This window comes from Pseudomonas sp. B15(2017) (genome assembly GCF_002113215.1).
In the GTDB taxonomy this organism is placed as follows: domain Bacteria; phylum Pseudomonadota; class Gammaproteobacteria; order Pseudomonadales; family Pseudomonadaceae; genus Aquipseudomonas.
The window spans coordinates 13,413-36,027 of the sequence record NZ_NEJZ01000019.1; the positions used below are offsets into that span (position 1 = coordinate 13,413).

General features: G+C 54.1%; 18 protein-coding genes. 8 read left to right on the top strand and 10 right to left on the bottom strand.

Going from position 1 to position 22,615, the window contains the following annotated elements; translation table 11 throughout:
* Positions 1–4: 4 nt before the first annotated feature.
* The 7 genes from CAF73_RS24195 to CAF73_RS24225 form a co-directional block, all read right to left on the bottom strand.
* The gene (locus CAF73_RS24195) at positions 5–1,396 is read right to left on the bottom strand and encodes a glycosyltransferase (RefSeq protein ID WP_085704368.1); all 1,392 of its coding nucleotides are present in this window, start codon (positions 1,394–1,396) and stop codon (positions 5–7) included.
* A 57-nt stretch (positions 1,397–1,453) separates the two neighbouring features.
* The gene (locus CAF73_RS24200; protein WP_085704370.1) at positions 1,454–3,124 is read right to left on the bottom strand and encodes an acyltransferase; all 1,671 of its coding nucleotides are present in this window, start codon (positions 3,122–3,124) and stop codon (positions 1,454–1,456) included.
* 76 nt (positions 3,125–3,200) lie between these two features.
* Positions 3,201–4,559, bottom strand: a complete 1,359-nt coding sequence (locus CAF73_RS24205; protein ID WP_085704372.1) for a glycosyltransferase family 4 protein — start codon at positions 4,557–4,559, stop codon at positions 3,201–3,203.
* The gene (locus tag CAF73_RS24210; protein WP_176247765.1) at positions 4,556–8,146 is read right to left on the bottom strand and encodes a glycosyltransferase; all 3,591 of its coding nucleotides are present in this window, start codon (positions 8,144–8,146) and stop codon (positions 4,556–4,558) included. The genes CAF73_RS24205 and CAF73_RS24210 overlap by 4 nt, the downstream gene beginning before the upstream one ends.
* Before the next feature lie 4 nt (positions 8,147–8,150).
* Positions 8,151–9,491, bottom strand: coding sequence for an ABC transporter ATP-binding protein (locus CAF73_RS24215; RefSeq protein ID WP_085704376.1), 1,341 nt, complete (start codon positions 9,489–9,491; stop codon positions 8,151–8,153).
* Positions 9,481–10,314, bottom strand: a complete 834-nt coding sequence (locus tag CAF73_RS24220; RefSeq protein WP_085704378.1) for an ABC transporter permease — start codon at positions 10,312–10,314, stop codon at positions 9,481–9,483. The genes CAF73_RS24215 and CAF73_RS24220 overlap by 11 nt, the downstream gene beginning before the upstream one ends.
* Before the next feature lie 191 nt (positions 10,315–10,505).
* Positions 10,506–11,516 (bottom strand): glycosyltransferase family 2 protein, encoded by a 1,011-nt coding sequence (locus CAF73_RS24225; RefSeq protein ID WP_256574800.1) that lies wholly within the window; start codon positions 11,514–11,516, stop codon positions 10,506–10,508.
* Positions 11,517–11,955: 439 nt separating this feature from the next.
* On the opposite strand from CAF73_RS24225, the gene CAF73_RS24230 reads away from it, so the two are divergent.
* The 6 genes from CAF73_RS24230 to fabF all read left to right on the top strand — a co-directional run bounded on the left by CAF73_RS24230 (position 11,956) and on the right by fabF (position 18,815).
* On the top strand, positions 11,956–12,927 hold the full coding sequence (locus CAF73_RS24230) for an SDR family oxidoreductase (RefSeq protein WP_085704382.1): 972 nt from the start codon (positions 11,956–11,958) through the stop codon (positions 12,925–12,927).
* Complete coding sequence (locus tag CAF73_RS24235; protein ID WP_085704384.1) at positions 12,924–13,952, top strand: glycosyltransferase family 4 protein; 1,029 nt, start codon at positions 12,924–12,926, stop codon at positions 13,950–13,952. The genes CAF73_RS24230 and CAF73_RS24235 overlap by 4 nt, the downstream gene beginning before the upstream one ends.
* Before the next feature lie 109 nt (positions 13,953–14,061).
* Positions 14,062–16,056 carry a nucleoside-diphosphate sugar epimerase/dehydratase gene (locus CAF73_RS24240; protein WP_085704507.1) on the top strand — a complete coding sequence of 665 codons (1,995 nt, stop codon included), beginning with the start codon at positions 14,062–14,064 and terminating at the stop codon, positions 16,054–16,056.
* 110 nt (positions 16,057–16,166) lie between these two features.
* Entirely contained in the window at positions 16,167–16,502 is a 336-nt protein-coding gene (locus CAF73_RS24245; protein WP_085704386.1) for a ComEA family DNA-binding protein, read from the top strand.
* Positions 16,503–16,719: 217 nt separating this feature from the next.
* Positions 16,720–17,514 carry an SDR family oxidoreductase gene (locus CAF73_RS24250; RefSeq protein WP_085704388.1) on the top strand — a complete coding sequence of 265 codons (795 nt, stop codon included), beginning with the start codon at positions 16,720–16,722 and terminating at the stop codon, positions 17,512–17,514.
* A gap of 26 nt (positions 17,515–17,540) precedes the next feature.
* Positions 17,541–18,815, top strand: a complete 1,275-nt coding sequence (gene fabF / locus CAF73_RS24255) for a beta-ketoacyl-ACP synthase II (RefSeq protein ID WP_085704390.1) — start codon at positions 17,541–17,543, stop codon at positions 18,813–18,815.
* Here fabF and CAF73_RS24260 read toward each other — a convergent pair.
* Positions 18,812–19,369 (bottom strand): TetR/AcrR family transcriptional regulator, encoded by a 558-nt coding sequence (locus tag CAF73_RS24260; RefSeq protein WP_085699980.1) that lies wholly within the window; start codon positions 19,367–19,369, stop codon positions 18,812–18,814. The genes fabF and CAF73_RS24260 overlap by 4 nt on opposite strands.
* Positions 19,370–19,544: 175 nt before the next feature.
* Between CAF73_RS24260 and CAF73_RS24265 the strand changes: the two genes are divergently transcribed.
* Positions 19,545–20,396 carry a DUF1989 domain-containing protein gene (locus CAF73_RS24265; protein ID WP_085607190.1) on the top strand — a complete coding sequence of 284 codons (852 nt, stop codon included), beginning with the start codon at positions 19,545–19,547 and terminating at the stop codon, positions 20,394–20,396.
* Positions 20,397–20,440: 44 nt separating this feature from the next.
* On the opposite strand, the gene CAF73_RS24270 is transcribed toward CAF73_RS24265, so the two are convergent.
* Both CAF73_RS24270 and eat read right to left on the bottom strand, forming a co-directional pair.
* Complete coding sequence (locus CAF73_RS24270) at positions 20,441–20,608, bottom strand: DUF2897 family protein (RefSeq protein WP_007950938.1); 168 nt, start codon at positions 20,606–20,608, stop codon at positions 20,441–20,443.
* Positions 20,609–20,727: 119 nt separating this feature from the next.
* Positions 20,728–22,092, bottom strand: a complete 1,365-nt coding sequence (eat, locus tag CAF73_RS24275) for an ethanolamine permease (protein ID WP_085704392.1) — start codon at positions 22,090–22,092, stop codon at positions 20,728–20,730.
* Positions 22,093–22,523: 431 nt separating this feature from the next.
* On the opposite strand from eat, the gene kdpF reads away from it, so the two are divergent.
* Positions 22,524–22,613, top strand: a complete 90-nt coding sequence (kdpF, locus tag CAF73_RS24280) for a K(+)-transporting ATPase subunit F (protein ID WP_007899818.1) — start codon at positions 22,524–22,526, stop codon at positions 22,611–22,613.
* The last annotated feature ends 2 nt before the right edge of the window (positions 22,614–22,615 follow it).

Here is a 22,615-nt window from a genome sequence, read left to right on the forward strand (position 1 = left end):
TTTTTCATGAGATTTGGATGAGGTCCGCATAAACGCCCGACAGTACGCTGACATAGGCGTGCAGTGGTTCACCCGCTATCCTTCCTGCGCCCCGATTGTGGGCTGGCTCACCACCCAATGCAAGGTACGACTTAAGCTGTTGGGCCAGCTCTTGGGCGTTCCCAGGCTTGAAGACGGTTACATTGTCCTCCTCTCCAAGATATTCAGTTATGCCTGTTACATCGCTGGCAATCACAGGGGTGCCACAAGCCAAAGCATTCAAAAGAACCAATGGAGCGTTTTCCCTCCAGGTTGAGGGTATGACGAGTACATCCAATGTGCTCAAAATATTGCCGATATTTTCATGAGGGAAAGTTCCCACGAAGCGTATTCGGGGGTCGCCTTGAGAAATAGACTTTAGCTTTTTCAGGTAATCAGGGTTTTGTTGAATGTCGCCGTAAATTAGAAAGTCGGCATCGATATTGGGGATTAATTTGATTGCCTGTATAAGTACATGGCAGCCTTTATGATCAGACAGCGTTCCAATGAAGCCGATTGCAGCGCGTTTTTTCGCTGTATTGATCAAGTCCGGCGCGACCGGGTAAATGATCGGAGGCTGAATCCCGTATTTTAGTCGTCTGATCTTCTGTTGTGGGACCCCGGCACTGATGAGCAAATTCTCTATAAATTGGGTCGGCGGGAGGATCTGGTCGATTTTGAGCAGCGCTTGGGAAATGGTCTGTTCTCGATCGCGTAAATCGGTCATCGCCTGAGCGGCACTCCTCAGTCGTGTTCTTACAAACGCGGGGGCAAGGGCCACTATTGTTGAAAACAGGAGCTGAGGAGTCATCGCTGAAATCTTTCTAACAATACCCCTTCTGTTGTTCACGACTATGTGTTTGAGGCAGTTTCCGGCCAATAAGCTTGGCCCGGGGCATTCATTTTTGCCCCATGGCTTAACCAACTGGCAGGAGCGACAGTTGATCCAATAATCTGTGGGCGTGTACACCGTCGGAATCTTGCTATCAATGCAGGCCTGAAGCGCCGATAAAGTCAGATTCTTGAGATGGAAGAAGTGCACCAGATCCGGTTTGATCTGCTCGAGCAGATTCTTGAATGGCGTGTATACCGATGGGTTGTTGTATTCGTTCACTACAATTGTGCTGGAGAATTTTCCTGCGATGTAAGGAATCTCCAACTGATGTACTGTGAAGCCCTTGTGATTATAGGAGCGGGTTCTCAGCGTATCTTGCGCCCCAAGCTGTGCAGTTACAATTTCTACCGCATAACCTTCTTCTTTTAACGCTTGAGCGGTCGACAAGGTAAGCACTTCTGTTCCAGCAGAAAAATGCGGGAAAAATTGATGGGCGCACAATAGAATGCGTTTGCCATTGGCAATAGCCAAATCACTGTGCATGATAAGCAACGATGTCCATGTCGATATATCCAGTCATTTTTACCAAGGTCGTAGTTCTCAATTCGTCTGAATGTTCGAAAGTTGTAGTAGTGCTCGGCGCCCATTATAGTCAGAGCGAGTGTCATGTACTGTTATAGGGCTGGCGGGATCCGAGTATATCGCCAACCCCAGCATTTCCGGCATGGGTTTGTCTAAACCTGATTTTAGAGTAACAACTTCTTCCCATTGATCGCCGGGCCTCAATTTTTCAGACTTCGAGAGTGCCGAATCCGATTTGTCGAGAATCTGCGCGTCTTTATCCAAGAGGTGAACAGCCAGTATATATCCCTTGGGAAGAGGTTTTATCAGTTCGAACGCCAGTTCGATAGTGTTACTGCCTGAGTCGTTTTTCAGAGACTTTGCAGCAATAAGACGCAGGTTTTCACCAAATATAGGTGAGTTGTTTAAAACATGGTTTCTTACCAGCGAGGTGCATTCATCCGACTGGCAACCTCTAGGGGCAAACGCCGCAGGTAGTGTGTTAAGCGCCAGGATCAGAGCACTTGCTGTTACGAGATAAGCAAGTGAGCGGACGTTGTAAGCTGAGGACAGCGCGTTTGAAACTGTGGTTTTGTTGATGCCAAGAATAAACTTGCGGCACGGATTTTCTACTGCTTTCTGCATGAGAAAAGCCATAGAAAGGGCAATAGCCCAATAACCTGTAGTCTGAACGATGAGCGGAACATGACTGAAGTACAAGATGTTGGACTGGTACCACTGAAATATTGTCATGTGTACCAGGTACAGAGAGAAACTTATTTCACCCAGCAGTACCAGAAAAGGGGCGGAGAGCGCTTTTGAAAATATTCCTTTGCCCAAGGCGAAAATAACAATTAAAGCTGCAAATACCGGGAAGCTCCCCGATTTGATCAAGTAATAATTTATGACACTTCCGAAAGTGCTGTGAATTCCAATATACATTATAAGCTTGGGGGTCAGCCACATGGCGACTACTGCCAAGCAGATGGCCAGTAATTCGATTACGGAAAAAAGGACGCCTGTTTCGCTCTTGATGCGGTGATATATTGTTTTATATACGCCACAAGCGAGAATTCCCGCAAAAAACTCGACGATTCGGACAAGCGGATTTACGTAAAGTAATCCCATCAGGCTGACTTGGGGGGCTCCATCGTCTGCTGGGAGGTTCCAGGCAATGGCGAATCCGAAAAACAACGCCGCGATTGTACCTAAAAACAGTATTTTTATTTTCCATCCCGGTATAAGGCTGGAAATTAGAAGTGGAAAGCTGAAGTAAAAAAACATCTCCGTAGAGATGCTCCAGGCGACACCGTTAAATGTCAGATACACATCTCTTAGCGGTATAAGTGATTGAATTAGAAATATGTTTGCTACAGCAGTGAAGGCAGCCTGTAAATGTGTCAATCCTCCGAGGTTGAGACCTGACGTGAGCAGGTAAAGCAAAATGATTGCTGCAATATGTGCTGGCCAGATACGTGCAATTCGGGCTTTAAAGAAATGGGAGAGTTCTTGGCGCGATGATAGAGAGGGGTAGTTATAAGCAAGGATAAAGCCGGAAAGTACAAAAAAGAAAGATACACCTTGTGCCAAGGATAATGTAGTTGCCAGACCCAGTGAACCGAAGGCGCCGTGAGTATGCCCCAATACAATCATCGCGGCGGCAAAAAAACGTAATGATGTCAGGGCGTCAAGTTTTACTGTCGCATGCATAACATGAATCCTGTGAGCTTGATATTTGATGCGAATTTTAAAAAAACTTGTCAGGGCCCTCCTTGGCCCTCGTTGATCAAGCTATCTTGTTAGACGCAGCTGCTGTTTTTGAATACATGGCAAATGTTTCCCTCGCCATTAATTCCGGCGTCCGTTCGTAGTTCGTGGTTTTCGCCAGGTCATAGAGGACTTTCGGGTTGGCAACCCAGGCCGACAGCTTTCGATACAGGTCTTCTGCGCTGCCACGATCGAAGATCTCTCCGTTTACGCCGGCTTCAACGAACTCCGTCATCCCGCGCACATCCGAAACGAGTGCCGGGGTATGGGTTGCGAGAGCGTTCAACAGTACCAGCGGGCTGTTTTCATACCAGCGCGAAGGAATCACTAAAGTGTCCATGTCACGCAGGATGTTGACCATGTCCTTGCTCTCGAAAACGCCGCGGAACTCGATTTGTGTGCCGGCGCTTTTGGCTTTCAGCTCTTCCATGTATGCCGGATCCTGATCGGTCGGCCCATAGATCAACAATCGTGCACTGCCTTTTGGCAATCGATTGAAGGCATCAATCAACAAATCTGTACCTTTGTGCGGTGCTATCTGGCCAATGAAACCAATCACGGGTATGTGGTCGGCGTCTCGTACCGGCTTCGGTGTACGATCGACGTCGATGCCGAACCACAAGGTTTTCATAGGTACCTTGATGTCGTTTTTGACGTAGGCTTCCCTTAAAAAGGTGGTTGGGGCGACGGCTCCCGCGTAAGAACCGTTGTAGAGGGCACCCAGGATGTCAGGTCGCTCTGCGATGTAGTCGATCGTTTTATCGAAAACACTGTTTTTCACGCCCGGCAGTTTTCGTAGGGCGGTGACAGCGCTCGCGATCAATTTTGCTGAAGTGCCATTATTTGCGTATTTGATCCAACCGTCTTTCGAGGTGCGCGCCGTCTCTTTCAAGTAGCACGCCACGCAGTTGCTGCGAGTCCTGGACGGGCCTGCGCAAAGTGCACCATCGGCGGCTTCCAGCTTATTGGTCAGGCAGAAGCCGAAAAAGTCCGTGAAAGTTGCATAGGTTGGAATGCCCAAAGCCTTGGTGGCTTCGAGCAAGGCGCTGGTATGGTTGATCAAGTGCGTGACGTGAACGATGTCCGGTTTCAAGTCGGAGAGGATATCGGTCAAGACCGGGCGCATTTCTGCCTGGTAGTACGTTTCCTTGATGTTGGCATGAGGGATTTTGTTTTTGTCGATAAGGACAACTTTAAAGCCTTCATGCTCATAGGCAGTAATCAGCTCCGCTGCCGCGGGTTCACCCTGAAACAAGGCGCTGACGATGACCACCTCGTGTCCCCAGTTGCGGTAGTTCTTGGCCAGTTCCAGCGTATAGGTCTCTGTTCCGTAGAAGTGGTCAGGAAAGAAACAGTGCACAAAAAATACGATCTTCATTGTTTGGTTTCCGCCAGGGTCTCGGCATAGATCTGGTCGTAGTTCTCAATCATTGCTTTGATCGAGAAGTGAGCCTGCGCTCTCTCGCTGTGGCGGTTGGCAATCAAGGTTCGACGTGCGCTGTCATCCAGCAGGTTGACGATGATGTCCGACAGTTTGTCTGCGTCACCGTAAGGTGCCAGCAAGCTTGTATCGTCGACAATTTCACCGATTGCACCAATGTCGTACCCGACGACGGGAACGTGCATATTCATTGCGAAAGGGCTGACCTGGCCGAAGCTTTCTTTCCAGACCGGTGCCACAAACAATTTCATACGGCGGTACAGGTCCGGCAGTTGCCCGTAAGCCACATAGCCGGTGAACTCAAAGTTATCGGTCAACCCCGCAGCGTTTACTGCTTCCTTGAACGTCTCCATCAGGCTGCCGCCGCCGACAATCAGTACGCGAGTCTGAGGGCGCTTTTGTACGGCTTTGATGAACGGCGTAATGGAATCAGCGTTGAGTTTGTCCGTCTCCAGTCGATAAACCATGCCAATTGTGTCGGTCGCCGATTGGTTGGGAGCGTCGGCTTCAAAGATCGAGAAGTCAGAGCCAGGGTATACCGTTGCGTTCGGTGCCTCGGCAGTACCAAATACATTGCGCACATAGTTACTGACATAGACGTACCGCTTGATGGCCGGCGATACATAGGGAGCCACGGGTGTATTGATGTTCTGAATGACTGGAATGCCGAGTTGTTGTGCAGCGCGCATGGTTTGGTCATACCAGGGTTCGTCGCAATCACCCCAGTAGTGCATGTGGATGGCGTCTGGCTGCAAGGTCTGCAGATATTCGACAAAAGGCGCTTCATCTGCAGACAGTTTGATTTCCTTGATGGTAATACCGGAATAAGCCGCTGGATTTGGTGCGAAACTGGTCAGGATGCTTTGATCGAACCGACCGCCCAGGTACTCGTAGATGTCCACCACCAGACGAGAGGAGCCCCCGGTCATGAAGTTCGCAATCACATGCAACACTTGCGGCCTTGCTGCGTTGAGCGAGGTCGGTTGCTTGACGATGTAGGTGTCTTGGTTGATGTCGAAAGTCTTTTCGGTGACCTGCGTGGCGGCAGGTTCGCGCTTGAGATTTTTCTTCAGAGCTGAAACTGCCGGACTCAGCAAGCGTCGAACCGGTGTTGGTGTCACCAAGGAAGCCAGTACGTAAGCCACGCGAAGGTATTTTTTCAGGTCGCTGGGCTGAGCTGCAAACGCTTGACTCAAACGGAACAAACGGCTCCGGGCAATGGTTTGCAAGCGTTGTTCACGCTGTGCAACTTCAGCATTCAGCAGCTGGACAATCGCGTTTTTCTGCTCCAGGTGCTGGTTCAGGGCGTTGATCTGCTCTTGAGCTGCATTGGCCTCTTCCCGAGCTGCATTGGCTGCCGCCCTGGCCTCTTCCAGAGCGGCCTTGCTGGCGTCTGAAATAATGGACTGCAGTGCCGCATCCTTCTGCAGGATCACCTTATTCAGACGCGCGGTTTCGGCGACGATACCTGGTACTTTCGACAATTGAGAGTCGCGGTCGCGAAGGTGTTGGTGCCACCATTGCGGGGTGCGATTCTGAGCGTTGGAAACATACCGTAAGGCATAAGCGCATGAGGAGGCGAGCTCGACAATGGCACCGAGCTCGGACAGGCCGAAATCAGTCGGTTTGTCGAGCGAACCGATTGACGAGCGCCAGTCTGCACCAAGCGCTTTTTCTGCGCCGGCAACACCTGCACGCCAATACTCCACAGCCTTTTGATAGTTGCCTGCGCCCGACTCGATCAAGCCAAGATTCAGGTACGATCGAATCTGCTTGGTGATCAGTGTCGGGCTGTACTGCAAGCAGTCGTATGCCACGCAGCGTTCATACAGTTCGATAGCGCGAGCCGTATTGCCGACGACCTGCCAGAGTTGAGCCATGACGAACGCCAGCGACACTTTCCAGCGCAATTGCTGGGGGGAATGGTCGAGTTGGTTCATGTATGTGTCGGTGCCTTGGGCAAACACTTCCAACTCGCTCACCGTCAGCGTTGAAGCTTGCAGGAGCTGATAGGCCTGAATGCAGAGCGCCGCGCCGAGATCGGGAGATGTCGACGACGCCTGACTGGCTGCTTCGCGGGACAGTTCAAGCAGTTGCTGACGATCCTCGATGCGGTCACCTATCGTGACCAGTCCTTTTACCAGCCAGGGGTTGGCGTAATCGTCGAAGCGCGTGACTTTCCACTCGGGATTTTCCGGATAAAGGTCATACGTGCTTTCACGGTAAGGCACTGTCGCACCCAGTGTCGGCGATTTCATCCCGACCAGAATGCACCATTCGCAAGACGGATCTTTTTCGATCAGTGTCTTGGTGTCGACTTCGTACATTTCACGAACGCCGACTGCCCATTCATAGGAGTTGTTGATTTTCGGTTTGTATTGATCGGCGGTCTGAGCGTACGCCGCTTCAACAATGAAGTCCTTCTCAAGTTCCTTGAGAATGCGTTCCCACGTATAGACATGGAAATGGAATTCGTTCGGATCCTCTCCGGTTTCATCGGACCAGTCATTTGGAACAGAAAGCACAATTCGCCCTGAAGGGCTGAGGACGCGGTAGAACTCGGCAAGCAGGCCGACCGGGTCCGGAACGTGCTCCAGTGTTTCAAATGATGTGATCAGGTCGATTGAGTTGTCCGGAATATCGTTCAATGCTTCCGGCAACCAGCCTTCTTTGAAGGTCAGTTGTGGATTGACGGCGGAGAAGTTCTTTTCTGCGTATTTGATCGCGTAGTTGCTTCCGTCAACACCCAGGATCGAACTGGCGTCCGAGCAATTGAACAGGGTATAGGCGCCATAGCCCAGTCCGCAGGCCGCATCCAGGACACGGTCGCCATTGCGCACATAACGACTTGCCAGCAAGTAGCGAATGATATGGCCATCGGAGCGACTGCCAGGTTCGCGCGTCATGTCCATATGCAGGTCGCGCTCTTCTTTAAGCGCTTCCAATGGATAAATGGCTGCGGCTTCCTTGGGCAGTTTTTCAAGTGGAATCGCGATTTTGCCCTGTTCGTATTGCAGGGATTGGTAATCGTTGACGCGATAGTAGGCCGGATGTTTTCGAGCGCCGTTGTCGAAAAACACCATTTCCCAGGCTTTGCGAGCCTCTTTCGTATCGGGTTCGGTGCGAGTATCCAGGAACAGGAAAATATTGCGCCGAGAAACTCTTGTCGCCTCAATGGCCAAGCGCTGAAGCGACAATTCAATGTCGTCAGCACGGGTGGTGATCAGAACCGTCGAATAGCTCTCATCGCCCAATGGCAGATCGTCGCTCTTCCATTCGATGAATCGACCCGGTAGCTGGGCATTGTAATTGCCGACTTCGGCTCCCGGGTAAACGCTGGAAACCTGGACGCCTTCCAACAGGAACGAGCGTAGCAGTTCTGTATCAGGCAGGCCGATATGCAGCAGGTTGCCATTGCCACAGGCGGAAAGTACCTGCGACACCAGTTGTGCGCGCTCTCCCGCTGTCAGCGAGGTCGTGTGTGCTTCGGCGGCCGAGCAAATGTTTGTGTCAGAGATAGTCATAGGCTCAGCCCTTAATTTCATTTGCTTTCATGCGAAGATCCAATACACCGCCGAAGTGATACTCCCGTGGCTTGGTTGCCACCGTGAAGAATGCTGCTTCGTCTCTCCAATGGAGAATGCGTTGTTCTGCGTAGTAAGGTTTGCCTTCCTGGGAAACGGCCGCCTGAATTTCATAAAGGTTGGCGCCCAGGCTGCATTCAAATTGAAAGTCCACCGATGATTCCGTGCCTGCGGAGAACGTCTTGTTCCAGAATGTTTCGCCCGTTGCCAGGTTGGCGGCAATGGCCATGTCCTGATTCAGTGTGCCCCACGAGTAAATCTTGACGCCTTCCTTGTTGCGTAGACGCAGACTGACGTTTAGATGCTCAAGATCCACATTGCTACGGAAAGAGACCCGAATGACGGCGATGTCTGTTGCGTAAAAAACCTGAGTTTCCTCGCCTGCTGCGTTGAGAACCCTGACATCCAGAATTTCCGCGTCCTGATTCCCGAAAGAGAAACGATCCGCTGTTTTCGATTCAGCCTTCTCTGTCTGGCCGCTGTCTTTCTGATGCTGAGCCGCTTTATCGGAAAGACTTTTGGTCAGCTGTTGCAGGTAAAGACTTTCCTGTTCGTGCAGGTTTCTGCGGTAGTCGAGAATGACGTCAGCCGATGAACCAATGCTTTCGATTTTGCCGTTCGATAAAAAAATTGCTCGCTGTGTCAAAGTTCGAACGGATTCTTCATCGTGAGAAACGAACAGCAGAGTAGTTCCGCTGCTTGTGAGCTTTTCAATGCGTTCATAGCAACGTTTCTGAAACAGCGCATCGCCGACGGCGAGAGCTTCGTCGACGATCAGGATTTCGGGTTTCAGGTTGGCCTGCACAGAGAATGCCAGGCGTACAAACATGCCGCTTGAGTAGGTTTTGACGGGCTGGTCAACAAATTCCCCGATATCCGCAAATGACAGGATGTCGTCCATCAGTTCGTCGGTCTTGCTTCGGCTTAGGCCATGAATCGCACAGTTCAGATAAACGTTTTCCCGCCCGCTGAACTCCGGATTGAACCCGGAACCAAGCTCAAGCAGTGCGGCAATACGCCCGTCAACATTGACCGTTCCGGTAGTTGGCGTGAGCGTGCCGCAAATGATCTGCAAGAGTGTGGACTTGCCCGATCCGTTTTTGCCAATGATGCCCACGGACTCACCACGTGCCACTTCAAAGTTTATGTCCTTCAGCGCCCAGAATTCATGGTGAAGCTTTTTCGATGGCAGGATCATCTGGAGCAAGCGGTCGTGTGCTTTCTCATACATGTTGAAACGCTTTGAGAGGCCATTGACGTGAATGGCAACATCTTTAGAGGACATCAGCAAAGCCTGCGCGAGTTTTTTGAAAGAATGCAAAGCCGAGGCAGCAAATGACGATCCCGACGATGTAGCTTGTGCCGAGTGTATGCAGGTCGGGAATTTGACCGAAAAGCAGGGTTGCACGGCCATTCTCGATGATGGCCGTCAGGGGGTTGATGTAGAGCCAGCCACGGTACTCTTCCGGCAGGGCGCTGATCGGGTAGAAAACAGGTGAAAGGAACAGCAGGGCCGTTGCTGCCATGCCGGTTACTTGGCCTATGTCGCGAATATAGGCGCCGAGCGCGGACAGGATCCAGGACAGACCGATCACCATCAGAATCAACGGGAGCAGGACCAACGGAAAAAGGAGCGCAGTAAGTGGAATCGAATGGTTGAATACCATTTGCGCAACCAAAAGGACTGAAAGGCTGACACATAGATGAAACAACGCATTCAGTACGGAAGTCGGTGCGAGGGTTTCAATAGGGAAAACCACTTTTTTTACAAAGTTGACATTACTCGTGATCAGTTTCGGCGCGGTATTTATGCACTCAGCGCAGAATGCATGAATGATGAGGCCGGTAAAAAGGATCAGCGCGAAATCGACTTTGGAGCCTGTGGCCGCGCCACCTCCCCACCGGGCATTGAATACTGTTGAAAATACAAACGTGTATATCGCGAGCAGCAGCAGCGGGTTTATGAATGACCATGCCACGCCTCCGACAGAACCGCGGTAGCGAGAAGAAATTTCCCGTTTCGTCAGTTGAATGATCAACTGGCGATTCCTGATCGCACTCGTCAACATTCTCAGGGGCGACGTTGGAAATGAATCATGCATGTTCAAGGCAATAGCTCCAATGGCAGCCGTTCTTTATGTCGAAAAATTTTATGAGCGGCGCTGAATATTTCGTGCGTTGGGGACGATGGCCGATCCAGGGATCGCGTAGAAGTCTCTCCCGTTTCATGCTCGCCGAGGCTCGTGCATCGACATGCGTTGACGATTATGGAATGCAACACTCGTGTTTTGTTCATCGGTCAAATGCCCCTCACAATGGCTGCGAGGAACAGTCCGATATTGCCTGGCAATGTTTGTCGGTAGACACCAGCACGCAATAGCCCCACCAGGCGGCGTGGAAGAGGGCTCTGCCTTGCCAGGCGAAACCGCTCCAGTATTTGCTGGTTTTCGACTGTCAGCAGGTGGCGTGCTGAGCCCAGGCAGTTGATGTTTTGCTCGGTCCAGTTCGAGAATCGACCCTTGAGCATCATGCGCAACCGGGACAGCCGTGCTGTAAAGCCTGAATTCGAGCCTACAAGATTGTCTTCATGTTGCCGGTAAAGAACGAACGGTTGTGCGTCATAGAACACCTGGCCGCCCGCACCGGTCACCAGCAGGTAGGCCCACCAGTCATGAGAAACGATATCCAGTTGCTCCCCCGCACTGATGAACAGCTCCCGCGCTGCTTGGTTGAATACCATGGTGTTGCCACCCGCGAGACTCTGCACGAGTGCATTGGCAAAGGCTGGGGGGCGAGAGAAAAGAGGTGAGCATTCGAGGGGGGTGCCCTGCGAGTCCATTCCTCGGGTTCTTCCGCAATAGAGCGCAGGTACCTGGGAAGGAATTGTCTTGATCCAGTCCAAAGCTGTTTCAATTTTATTTTCCTGCCAGATATCGTCCTGATCAGACCAGGCATAGAAATCTGCCTGGATTTCCTTACGACAGGCTAAAGTCAGGAAATTGGCTGCAAATCCCCGTTTAGGCCCTTGCACGACGCTGACTTTACCGATTTGATCGAGGCGATTGGCAAACGATTCAATAACCTCGAGGGTCTTATCAGTCGAACCATCGTCCGATATCACGACTGTCCAGTTGTCGTGGGTCTGACGCCCTATGGACGTCAATTGCTCGGCGAGAAAGCGCTGACCGTTATACGTGCACATAAGCACTGCAACGCTTTTAGACGAAGATCCAAGAAGAGTATCTGTATGCCTGCTTTGGCTTTGGGAGGTGGCGTCCACTTGATGATCTGGTGGTAAAGGGTTAAGCAACCTAGCACTCCATTGCAAAAATGACTCGAAGGTCAGAAAGGTTTTCAACGAGAGCATGATTGCTGAATGCAACGCACATACTAGATCGAATGACCCAAATCAAAACGGGCATTGTAGCGAAAATGCGCTTGTGCTTGATAGTGCCTGACTGCCATGGAGCAGGGAGATTGACCGGCGGACGACCCGCTATCAGGTAAGATATCGATTCACCGCTTTGATCGCATGAAGTCTTCACCAAGGGATTTCATGATGTTCCTCATCCAGTGACGCTGAAAATTGTAAGGCTTTACCCTTATCAACCCCGCCGGTCTTGAAGACATGCCAGCTGTGGGTTGCACCTTTTGCGGAGCGCTGTGGATACTGGCATCCAGGGGAGCGCTCCAGGACTTGAGCCTTCAGGTTCGCTTTTAAATGATTATGCTTGAGAAGAACGAGATTAATGAGCGCAAGTACCCTACTTGTTACAGGTGGATCAGGTTTTCTGGGCGGCGCCTTGTTAAGGACATTGGTTCCCTTGAATCGTTACGTTCTGCGTACAGCATCAAGGCGCCAGGCTGCGGATCTGCCGTCATCAGTACAAACTTTCCCGATCGAGGGTCTTACACCTCAGCAAGATTGGCGACAAGCGTTGTCCGGCGTCGATATCGTCGTTCACGCTGCTGCACGGGTGCATGTAATGGAAGAGTCCTCTCGGAACCCACTCGCAGAATTCCGTCTGGTCAATGTCGACGGCACGATGAATCTGGCGCAACAGGCTGCGCAGGCAGGTGTGCGGCGGTTTATCTATATAAGCTCCGTAAAGGTCAATGGTGAGAACACTGCGCCAGGGGTAGCGTTTACTGCAAACGACCCGGCTTCGCCCGCCGATCCCTACGGTCTTTCCAAACATGAAGCAGAACAGGCGCTTGCTGAATTCGTTGCTTCGACGGAAATGGAGCTGGTCATCATTCGTCCGGTACTGGTCTACGGCCCAGGGGTAAAGGCCAATTTTCTCACCATGATTCGCTGGCTGGAACGTGGTGTGCCGCTGCCATTCGGTGCAGTCGACAATAAACGCAGCCTGGTAAGCCTTGATAATCTGATCGACCTGATCGTCACTTGTTTTGATCATCCCGGGGCGGCAAATCAGACATTCCTTGCAAGTGATGGGGCCGATGTCTCCACCACTGAGTTGCTAAGAAAAATCAGTCATGCGTTGAACAAGCCGGCAAGGCTTATTTCTTTCCCCGTAGTCTTGATGCGATTTGGGGCGAAGCTTGTTGGAAAGGATGCGCTCGCTCAGCGTCTCTTCGGATCCCTTCAAGTTGATATAAGCAAAAACAGACAGCTCTTGGGATGGGTGCCACCCTTTAGTCTGGATCACGGAATCAGAACTACCGTTCAGTCTTATCTGGAATCGCAATCACAATGAACTTTTGTTGGCTTGCTCCGGCGCTGGCCGGTCTTTCTTTTGTACTTACCGCCACATTGCGCCGTTATGCGATGTCTCGTAGCCTTCTCGATGTTCCCAATGATCGCAGTTCCCATTCCATGCCGACGCCTCGTGGGGGCGGTGTGGCGATCGTCCTGAGCTTCCTCGCTGCACTCGGGTTGATGTATGGCTGGAAACTGATCTCTTTCGACGCTTTTGTGGCATTCCTTGGAGCAGGCGGAGTCATCGCTGTCATCGGTTTTCTTGATGACCACGGACACATTGCAGCTCGGTGGCGATTGCTTGCGCATTTTGTGGCCGCAGGTTGGGGCGTTTACTGGCTGGGTGGGCTTGCGCCTGTGACACTCTTCGGTTTCACCCTTGATTCCGGATGGAGCGGACATCTTCTGGCCGTGATTTATCTGGTATGGATGCTCAACCTTTACAACTTCATGGATGGTATCGATGGGATCGCCAGTATCGAAGCGATGAGTGTCTGTTTAGGTGCCGCACTTCTTTATTGGGTCAGTGGAGCAGCCGATGTCGCCTGGCCATCCGTAATGCTTGCCGCATGCGTAGCGGGATTTCTATGCTGGAATTTCCCGCCGGCAAAAATTTTCATGGGCGATGCGGGCAGCGGCTTTCTTGGCATCGTGTTAGGTCTTATGTCTTTGCAGGCGGCCTGGAACAGTCCCGGGTTGTTATGGGGGTGGCTGATTCTACTGGGGGTTTTCATTGTTGATGCCACATTCACTTTGCTGCGACGCCTCATACGTGGTGATAAGGTTTATGAGGCGCATCGCAGTCATGCCTATCAGTTTGCGTCACGCGTCCATGGCGCTCACTTGCCAGTAACATTGACGGTTGGTTTGATCAATTTGCTGTGGTTGTTGCCACTCGCGTTGGGAGTCGTCGTTTTTCACTGGGATGGTGCCCTGGTTCTGATCCTGGCCTACTTGCCTCTTGTTTGGCTGGCTGTGAGGTACGAGGCAGGGCAGTTGGAGAGCCGGTCGTCAAACACGTGAAAAACAATGTTACTGTTTGGTTATGCTGTGTTACTCCCTCTCTCATTGAGGGGAAGGCGTGATAGTAAGGTCAGTTGAAAGGAACAGTGCTGAGGTGTTTGACGGGATGATGGACAAGGTAAGAACGTATTTGCTGGGTTTGCCCCGGCGTCGTAAAAGGCTGATTCAGGTCGCCACCGACATAGTATTGGTGTGGCTGGCACTCTGGTTGGCCTTTATCGTTCGTCTTGGCATCGATGACATGTACAACCCGCTGCGTGTTCATCTTTGGTTGTTTGCCTCGGCGCCTTTCGTGGCTATTCCGTTGTTCATTCGTTTTGGTATGTACCGGGCTGTGATGCGTTACTTCGGCAATGATGCGCTGGTTGCGATCATCAAGGCCGTCAGCCTTTCATCGTTAATTCTGGCGTTGATTGTTTACTGGTACAGCAATCACGAAACTGTCGTTCCTCGCTCGATAATCTTCAATTACTGGTGGGTGAGCATGGTGATCATCGGCGGCCTGCGCCTGCTGATGCGTCAATATTTCATGGGCGACTGGTTCACTGCCGCCCAGCACGTTCCCTTTACCAATCGCGATGATGGTTTGACCAAGGTAGCCATCTATGGCGCCGGCGTTGCCGGAAATCAGTTGGTGGCGGCCCTTCGCATGGGGCGTGTCATGCGTCCGGTAGCATTTATCGATGATGATCCGGGTATTTCCGATCGCTCCATTTCAGGATTGCAGGTCTACAAACCCAAACATATTCAACAAATGATTGATGTTACTGGTGCGCAGGAAATTCTCCTCGCCTTGCCTTCTTCGACCCGGGCAAGACGCAGGGAAATCCTGAACGTTCTGGAAGGCTTTCCACTACATGTTCGAAGTGTTCCTAACTTTACCGACCTGGCCAGTGGTCGGGTCAGGGTCGAAGATATTCAAGAAGTAGATATCGGCGACTTGTTGGGGCGTGATGCTGTTCCTGCGTTGCCTGACCTTTTGGAGCGTTGCATCAAGGGCAAGACCGTGATGGTGACGGGGGCGGGAGGCTCGATCGGATCTGAGTTGTGCCGTCAGATCTTTGCGCTGGGACCGATTACCCTGATTCTGTTCGAACACAGCGAATTCAACCTTTACAGCATTCTGTCTGAACTCGAACAGCGTGGCAGTCGCGAATCGATCCCTGTCCGGTTACTGCCGATACTCGGTTCGATCCGGCACTCTCAAAAGCTTCTCGACGTGATGAAATCTTGGAGGGTCGACACGGTCTATCACGCAGCGGCCTACAAACATGTACCGATGGTCGAGCACAACATTGCTGAAGGTGTGTTGAACAACGTGATTGGTACGCTTAATACTGCGCAAGCCGCTTTGCAGTCAGGCGTTTCGAATTTCGTATTGATCTCGACTGACAAGGCTGTCCGTCCGACCAATATCATGGGCAGCACGAAACGTCTTGCAGAGTTGACTCTCCAGGCGCTGAGTCGTGAGGTGGCGCCGGTATTGTTTGGTGACGCAGCCAACGTCTCCCGGGTCAACAAGACCCGCTTCACCATGGTCCGATTCGGCAACGTGCTGGGTTCGTCCGGTTCCGTAATCCCGCTGTTTCACAGTCAGATCAAGTCCGGCGGTCCGCTGACGGTCACACACCCGAAAATCACCCGCTACTTCATGACGATCCCGGAAGCCGCCCAACTGGTGATTCAGGCGGGCTCCATGGGGCAGGGTGGCGATGTGTTCGTGTTGGATATGGGCGAGCCGGTGAGAATCGTGGAACTGGCCGAGAAAATGATTCATCTGTCCGGTTTGAGTATTCGTTCCGAGCGCAATCCGCAGGGCGACATTTCCATCGAGTTCACAGGTTTGCGCCCGGGTGAAAAGCTCTACGAAGAACTGCTGATTGGCGACAACGTTGCCGCGACGCCGCATCCGATGATTATGACCGCCAGTGAGGATCACTTGCCTTGGGATGTTCTTAAATCCCGGTTGGGAGAGCTGCTCGCTGCTGTCGATGCGGATGACTATTCCCGCGTCCGCCAGATTCTGCGCGAAACCGTCAGCGGCTACACCCCTGACGGCGAAATCGTTGACTGGATCTACCAGCAGCGCCGTCTCGAACCCTGATTGTTTCACATCCTGTAACGGACACGTTTTTGACAGGCTCCCATCATCGCCTAAGTTTGGAGAGCAGCTTCGGAAAAGCTGCTTTCTCAATTGATGATGGAGCGTCACTTATGCGTACCGGTTATTTCTACTCCCTGATTTTTGCCCTGCTGACCAGCGCCTCGATTGCCGCAATCGCTGCGCCTCCGGCGTCTACCGAAACGAACAGGGCGCCTGTGGTGATGGACGCGTCAGCCGCTTCTGAAAATCAGAAGGTCGATCTGAACGGTGCCGATGCGGCCACTCTGCAGAAGGAACTGGCAGGCGTGGGCGAGGCCAAGGCGAAAGCGATTGTTGCTTATCGTGAAACAAACGGGCCGTTTGCATCGGTGGACGAATTGCTTGAGGTGAAAGGTATCGGCAAGGCGATTCTGGATCGCAATCGCGACAAGCTGGAAGTGAACTAAGCTGATTGTTCAACGCCAAGGGGCCGGTCATTGACCGGCCCTTTTTGGTTCCCGATTCCTGGGTGCATCGCAGAAGGACGACAGCCTTTCCGTCGGAAAATAGAAAATTACGGCTATCATATTGCTTTGAGATTATGCCTATAATAATTTCAGTCGCCACTGAAGCCCTCTGCTTTTCAGCGGTCGCTCATCCCTTACGCATTCCAGGAGTATCGTCATGAATTCCCCAAAATCCCAAGGTACGGCGTTGATCACTGGCGCATCTTCCGGTATCGGTGCGGTGTATGCCGAGCGGTTGGCGGCACGTGGTTTTGATCTGTTGCTGGTGGCTCGCGATCAGGAGCGTCTGGAGTCTGCAGCCAGCAAGCTTCGGGACGCACATGGCGTTCAGGTCGAAGTCCTGAAAGCCGATCTGACCCAGAAGAATGAAGTGCTCAAGCTTGAGCAGCGCCTGCGCAGCGACTCCAGTATCAGCCTGCTGGTCAACAATGCGGGCGTAGCGGTAAACGGCTTGCTGGCCAACGCCGATCCCGAGGTGCTGGAGCAACTGATCCAGTTGAACGTCACAACCCTGACCCGGCTGGCAGCCGCAGCAGCCTCGGCGTTCACCCGCGCCGGGCGTGGCACGATCATCAACATTGCATCGGTGGTTGCCTTGTTCCCCGAACGTTTCAACGCCACCTACAGCGCCAGCAAGGCTTACGTGCTAAGCCTGACTCAATCGCTCAATACCGAACTCGAAGGCACCGGGGTCAAGGTGCATGCGGTATTGCCCGGCGTGACCCGCACTGAAATCTGGGATCGCTCCGGTTTCGATGCCAGCGGTATTCCGGCGGAAATGGTCATGGAGGCGGGCGAGATGGTCGATGCTGCGCTGTCCGGTCTGGATCAGGGCGAACTCGTCACCATTCCTTCGCTGCCTGATGCCGGGGAATGGCAAGCCTTTGTCGCCGCGCGTCATGTAATGGCCCCGAATCTGTCCCACAGTTCGGCGGCCAGCCGTTACAAGTAAATTGATTCGTGAGAGGTCAACCCGATATGGATCAGCGTCGAGTAGTTGTCACGGGTATGGGCCTGGTATCGCCCTTGGGAAGCGACGTCGAAGTTGTCTGGCAGCGCTTGCTGGCCGGGCGGTCGGGATTGCGAAACCTGCCGGAAGCGATCATTGCCGATCTGCCGACGCGGGTCGGCGGTGTGGTGCCGACAATGGAGGAGGACGCCGAAGCGGGGTTCGATCCGGATCGCGCCACGCCGCCCAAAGAACAGAAGAAAATGGATCGTTTCATTCTGTTCGCGATGGAGGCTGCACGGCAGGCGCTTGAACAGGCGGGCTGGCACCCGACGCAATCCCACGCTCAGGAACGCACGGCCACCATCATCGGCTCAGGTGTCGGCGGCTTCGGTGCAATCGCCGATGCGGTGCGGACCACCGACAGCCGTGGTCCGCGTCGCTTGTCACCGTTCACTATCCCTTCGTTTCTGGTCAACCTTGCGGCGGGCCATGTCTCGATCCAGCACGGTCTCAAGGGCCCGCTCGGTGCGCCGGTCACGGCGTGTGCCGCCGGCGTGCAGGCGATCGGTGATGCCGCTCGGCTGATTCATGTCGGCGAGGCCGATATTGCCGTGTGCGGCGGTGCGGAAGCATGCATCGATCGCGTCAGCCTTGCCGGTTTCGCGGCGGCGCGGGCCTTGTCCAGCGGCTACAACGACACGCCTGAGCGCGCCTCACGCCCGTTCGACAGCGGGCGCGACGGTTTCGTGATGGGCGAGGGTGCGGGGCTGCTGGTGATCGAATCACTTGAGCACGCATTGGCACGGGGGGCGCAGCCATTAGCCGAACTGGTCGGATATGGCACCAGCGCCGACGCCTATCACCTGACCGCCGGGCCGGAAGACGGCAGCGGTGCACGCCGGGCGATGACTCTGGCACTGGCCCAGGCTGGTGTCACGCCGGATCAGGTGCAACATCTGAACGCACATGCGACCTCGACGCCAGTGGGTGATCTCGGTGAACTGGCCGCGATTAAATCGGTATTCGGGACCCAGAACGAGATTGCCGTGACCTCGACCAAATCCGCGACGGGGCATTTGCTGGGTGCGGCGGGAGGTCTGGAGGCGATTTTCACGTTGCTGGCGATCCGCGATCAAACCATTCCGCCAACGCTCAACTTCGAGAATCCCGATCCGGCGAGCGAAGGCGTGGACATCGTCCACGGTCAGGCGCGGTCGATGCCGATCGAGTATGCGTTATCCAACGGCTTCGGCTTCGGTGGGGTCAATGCCAGCGTGCTGTTCAAGCGCTGGCAGGCTTAGCCTTCGGAGCGCTTGAGGTGTTCGCGGGTGACGTCGAGGATCTGCTGCGCAAATTCGGCATCCGCAACACTGCGTGACAGCAGGAGCGCCCCGGCCAGTGTCGCCATGATGACGATGCTGCGTTCGGCGGCGTTCTCGCCTTCAAGGGTGCCTTCGATCTGGTCGAGGCGAGCCTTCAAGACTGAATCGCTGGTCGGACTAGGCTGGCCACGCAGTCCAAGCTCCGAAGAAATGGTCAGCAACGGACAGCCTTCATGGGGACTTGTCTGGTGCCATTCGGACAGGTAGGTGTCGATGAACACCTCCAACGGTTTGTCCTGGGCGAAGATTTCCGCGCACAGCCCCGCTACCTGCTCGCCGGCAGCTTGCAGCGCTTTTTCCACCAGTTCGTCCTTGGACGCGAAGTGCGAATAGAAGCCGCCGTGCGTCAGGCCCAGTGCCCTCATCAAAGGTTGCAGCCCGGTCGCACCAATGCCGTCCTTGCGAAACCGCTCGGACGCTTCCTTGATAATGCGCTGATGTGTCTGGGCTTTATGATCTTGCGAGTAACGCATTTAAACTCTCCGCAACAAGACCGCCATCTTAACCAATGCAAATTGAATGGTGACTGTACTTCTACTTCTAAAAAGCCTGCCGGTGAATCCAACAAGTTCGTAACAACCATAAACGGTTGGCACGGATAGTGGTTGCAGCTTGCAAAGTTGCCATCACTTGAGGAGCAGGAGAATCATGTACAAAGACTACCCGGCCGCCTATCAGGTCAGCAAAGGCTCGGCGCTACAGGTCAATACACCTTTCTACGAACGGATTCGCGACCGCAAGGACGGGCGCACACTGATCGAACAATTCGAAGTGCCGATCCGCACCGGTCGCGCCTGGCATGTGCCGGCGGGGCATGTGTTTCGTGTCACCACACCGGTCGGGCCCCAAGTGGGCGATTTCAATGTGTGGAACGCACACGATCCGCGTGAACGGATGTGGGCGGCGCGCACCCGGCAACTGCAGGGCGCCCATGTCAGCACCCACGACCGACTCTGGTCGAACCTGCCTTTTCTGCGTCCACTGGTGACCATCACCGATGACAGCCTGGCCGACTATGGAATCGACGAGCACGGTGGACGTCTGCACGATTTGCTCGGCACGCGCTGTGATCCCTACGTGAACAAGATGCTCACTGGCGAGGATTTCCATCATCACTGCCATTCAAATCTGACCCGCGCCGTGTTGCCCCATGGCCTGACCGAGTTCGACGTGCATGACGTGCTGAACATCTTCCAGTGCACGGGCCTGAATCACGATGACCTGTACTTCATGAAGGCCTGCCCGGCGCAGAAGGGTGACTATCTGGAGTTCTTTGCGGAAATCGACTTGCTGTGTGCATTGTCGACGTGCCCCGGCGGTGATCTGTCGCTGGCGATGTGGGGGCCAGATGCACAGGATCCGCTGACCGTGTGCCGCCCGCTGGGGGTGGAAATCTATCGTCTGGACGATGCGCTGCTCGAAGGCTGGAGCCAGCCGGAACGCGCGGCGTACAAAGGCCTGCATGGCTTGCACATCGCCAAGGCTGAATGGGAAAAGTAGCCGCGATAAAAACAAACCCCGCCGATTCAGGCGGGGTTTTTCGTTCAGCGGTCCTGCGCGTCCTTGATGTCCGCTTCGGCATTGCGTTCAGCGACGCGTTTGCGCTGTTCATCGGTCAGTTCGACCTTGTTGGCGGTGTCACGCAACATCATCAGACCGCCGACGATCGAGCCGATTGCAACGACCAGAATCAACCAGGCATACCAGGGCATAACGGCTCTCCTTAAAGACAGGTCGACGGGCGAGGGTTTCGCCGTTCAACGCTGCATACCACTTTGAGCGAAGTGCATTCGCAGTGGTTCCATTCTAGGCCGGTTATGCCCGTCGCGGTTTACAGTCCGGTGAGCATGGCGTCTGCCGGGGCGTTGGCGCGCAATTGGCCGGTCAACAGGAAGTATCCGAAACCGACCGCCATGAAGCCGAGAAAGATCAGCCCGATCAGCGCATTGAACCAGGCCATCGCTACCAGGCACACCACGGCCAGCGCCAGCGCGATCAACGGAATCAGCGGATAGCACGGCGCGCGGAAGGTGCGCTCCAGATTCGGTTCGGATTTACGCAGTTTGAACAGGCTGAGCATGCTCATGATGTACATCACGATTGCGCCAAACACGGCCATGGTGATCATCGCGGCGGTGAGGGTCATGCCGCCGAGGTTGATCAGCCCGTCGCTGTAGATCGCCGCGATGCCGATCACGCCGCCGGCGATGATGGCGCGGTGCGGGGTCTGGAAGCGCGACAGCTTCGCCAGCGAAGCGGGCAGGTAACCGGCGCGGGCGAGGGCGAAGAATTGCCGCGAGTAGCCAAGAATGATCCCGTGGAAACTCGCCACCAGCCCGAACAGGCCGATCCAGACCAGCATGTGCAACCAGCCGGAGTTGTCGCCGACCACGGTTTTCATCGCCTGCGGCAGCGGATCATTGATGTTCGACAGGGTGCGCCAGTCGCCGACACCACCGGCAAAGAACATCACGCCCATGGCCAGCAACACCAAGGTCAGAATGCCGCTGATGTAGGCCTTGGGAATCGTGCGTTTCGGATCCTTGGCTTCTTCGGCGGCCATGGCCGCGCCTTCGATGGCGAGAAAAAACCAGATCGCAAACGGAATCGCCGCGAACATCCCGGCAATCGCCGGAGCACCGAAGATGTCCGAGCCGGCCCAGCCATTCAGCGCGAAGTTGCTGAAACTGAACGCCGGGGCGACCACGCCCATGAACACCAGCAACTCGGCCACTGCCAGCACGCAGACCACCAGTTCGAAGGTCGCTGCCAGTTTCACCCCGAGGATGTTCAAGGTCATGAACACGATGTATGCGCCGACCGCCGCGTGTTTCGGGTCGAGGGCCGGAAACTGCACGTTCAGATACGCGCCAATCGCCAAGGCGATCGCCGGCGGGGCGAAGACGAATTCGATCAGTGTCGCCAGGCCTGCGATCAATCCGCCTTTTTCACCGAAAGCCCGGCGACTGTAGGCAAATGGCCCGCCCGCGTGGGGAATCGCCGTGGTCAGTTCGGTGAAGCTGAAAATGAAGCAGGTGTACATGGTTGCGACCATGAATGAGGTCACCAGAAAGCCGAGAGTTCCCGCGACGCCCCAGCCATAACTCCAGCCGAAATATTCCCCGGAAATCACCAGCCCCACCGCGATGCCCCACAGATGCAGCGTGCCCAGCGTGGGTTTGAGTTGAGTGTTCATGCGTTTGCTCCCTGAACGGTTTGGAAAGCTCGGGGAAAGGCGTGTGCAGTGGACGTGCCATTTTGTATTGGCGGGTCGTAATGCGCTTAAAGCTGTCGTATCGGGGATGTTCGCGGCGCAATGCCCACAGAGTTGTGCGCCAGTTGGGTGCGATGTTGTCTGTGTTGCCGTCTTCGCGGGCAAGCCCGCTCCCACAGGTGTAAGTGGTGTCTGGACGAGCGCGTTTCAAAATGTGGGAGTGGGCCTGGTCCGGGCGGTGATCCGACGAGGAGGCCCGTCCACACGACGCAAAACTCTGCTGTAACGCCCGCGTAAACCCAGTCTTTACGCTTTCTTTATGCGCCGCCCACACCCTCGGTCTCGTTCCTTTACAGCCTCCTTTCCGACAATGCCTCCACACGCGGCAATACGCCGTAACACGGAGATCTTCCATGAGCGTTCTGGACGGGGTGTCACTGCTGCTGGCAGTGGGGCTGTTCATTTATCTGTTGGTTGCGCTGTTGCGCGCGGATCGGAACTAGGA

What these genes read in the sequence shown, in the direction of transcription:
- CAF73_RS24195 (WP_085704368.1), bottom strand. Translation starts at nt 1,396, where the DNA reads ATGCACAGTGATTTGGCTATTGCCAATGGCAAACGCATTCTATTGTGC.
- CAF73_RS24200 (WP_085704370.1), bottom strand. Translation starts at nt 3,124, where the DNA reads ATGCATGCGACAGTAAAACTTGACGCCCTGACATCATTACGTTTTTTT.
- CAF73_RS24205 (WP_085704372.1), bottom strand. Translation starts at nt 4,559, where the DNA reads ATGAAGATCGTATTTTTTGTGCACTGTTTCTTTCCTGACCACTTCTAC.
- CAF73_RS24210 (WP_176247765.1), bottom strand. Translation starts at nt 8,146, where the DNA reads ATGACTATCTCTGACACAAACATTTGCTCGGCCGCCGAAGCACACACG.
- CAF73_RS24215 (WP_085704376.1), bottom strand. Translation starts at nt 9,491, where the DNA reads ATGTCCTCTAAAGATGTTGCCATTCACGTCAATGGCCTCTCAAAGCGT.
- CAF73_RS24230 (WP_085704382.1), top strand. Translation starts at nt 11,956, where the DNA reads ATGAGCGCAAGTACCCTACTTGTTACAGGTGGATCAGGTTTTCTGGGC.
- CAF73_RS24235 (WP_085704384.1), top strand. Translation starts at nt 12,924, where the DNA reads ATGAACTTTTGTTGGCTTGCTCCGGCGCTGGCCGGTCTTTCTTTTGTA.
- CAF73_RS24240 (WP_085704507.1), top strand. Translation starts at nt 14,062, where the DNA reads ATGGACAAGGTAAGAACGTATTTGCTGGGTTTGCCCCGGCGTCGTAAA.
- CAF73_RS24245 (WP_085704386.1), top strand. Translation starts at nt 16,167, where the DNA reads ATGCGTACCGGTTATTTCTACTCCCTGATTTTTGCCCTGCTGACCAGC.
- CAF73_RS24250 (WP_085704388.1), top strand. Translation starts at nt 16,720, where the DNA reads ATGAATTCCCCAAAATCCCAAGGTACGGCGTTGATCACTGGCGCATCT.
- fabF (WP_085704390.1), top strand. Translation starts at nt 17,541, where the DNA reads ATGGATCAGCGTCGAGTAGTTGTCACGGGTATGGGCCTGGTATCGCCC.
- CAF73_RS24260 (WP_085699980.1), bottom strand. Translation starts at nt 19,369, where the DNA reads ATGCGTTACTCGCAAGATCATAAAGCCCAGACACATCAGCGCATTATC.
- CAF73_RS24265 (WP_085607190.1), top strand. Translation starts at nt 19,545, where the DNA reads ATGTACAAAGACTACCCGGCCGCCTATCAGGTCAGCAAAGGCTCGGCG.
- CAF73_RS24270 (WP_007950938.1), bottom strand. Translation starts at nt 20,608, where the DNA reads ATGCCCTGGTATGCCTGGTTGATTCTGGTCGTTGCAATCGGCTCGATC.
- eat (WP_085704392.1), bottom strand. Translation starts at nt 22,092, where the DNA reads ATGAACACTCAACTCAAACCCACGCTGGGCACGCTGCATCTGTGGGGC.
- kdpF (WP_007899818.1), top strand. Translation starts at nt 22,524, where the DNA reads ATGAGCGTTCTGGACGGGGTGTCACTGCTGCTGGCAGTGGGGCTGTTC.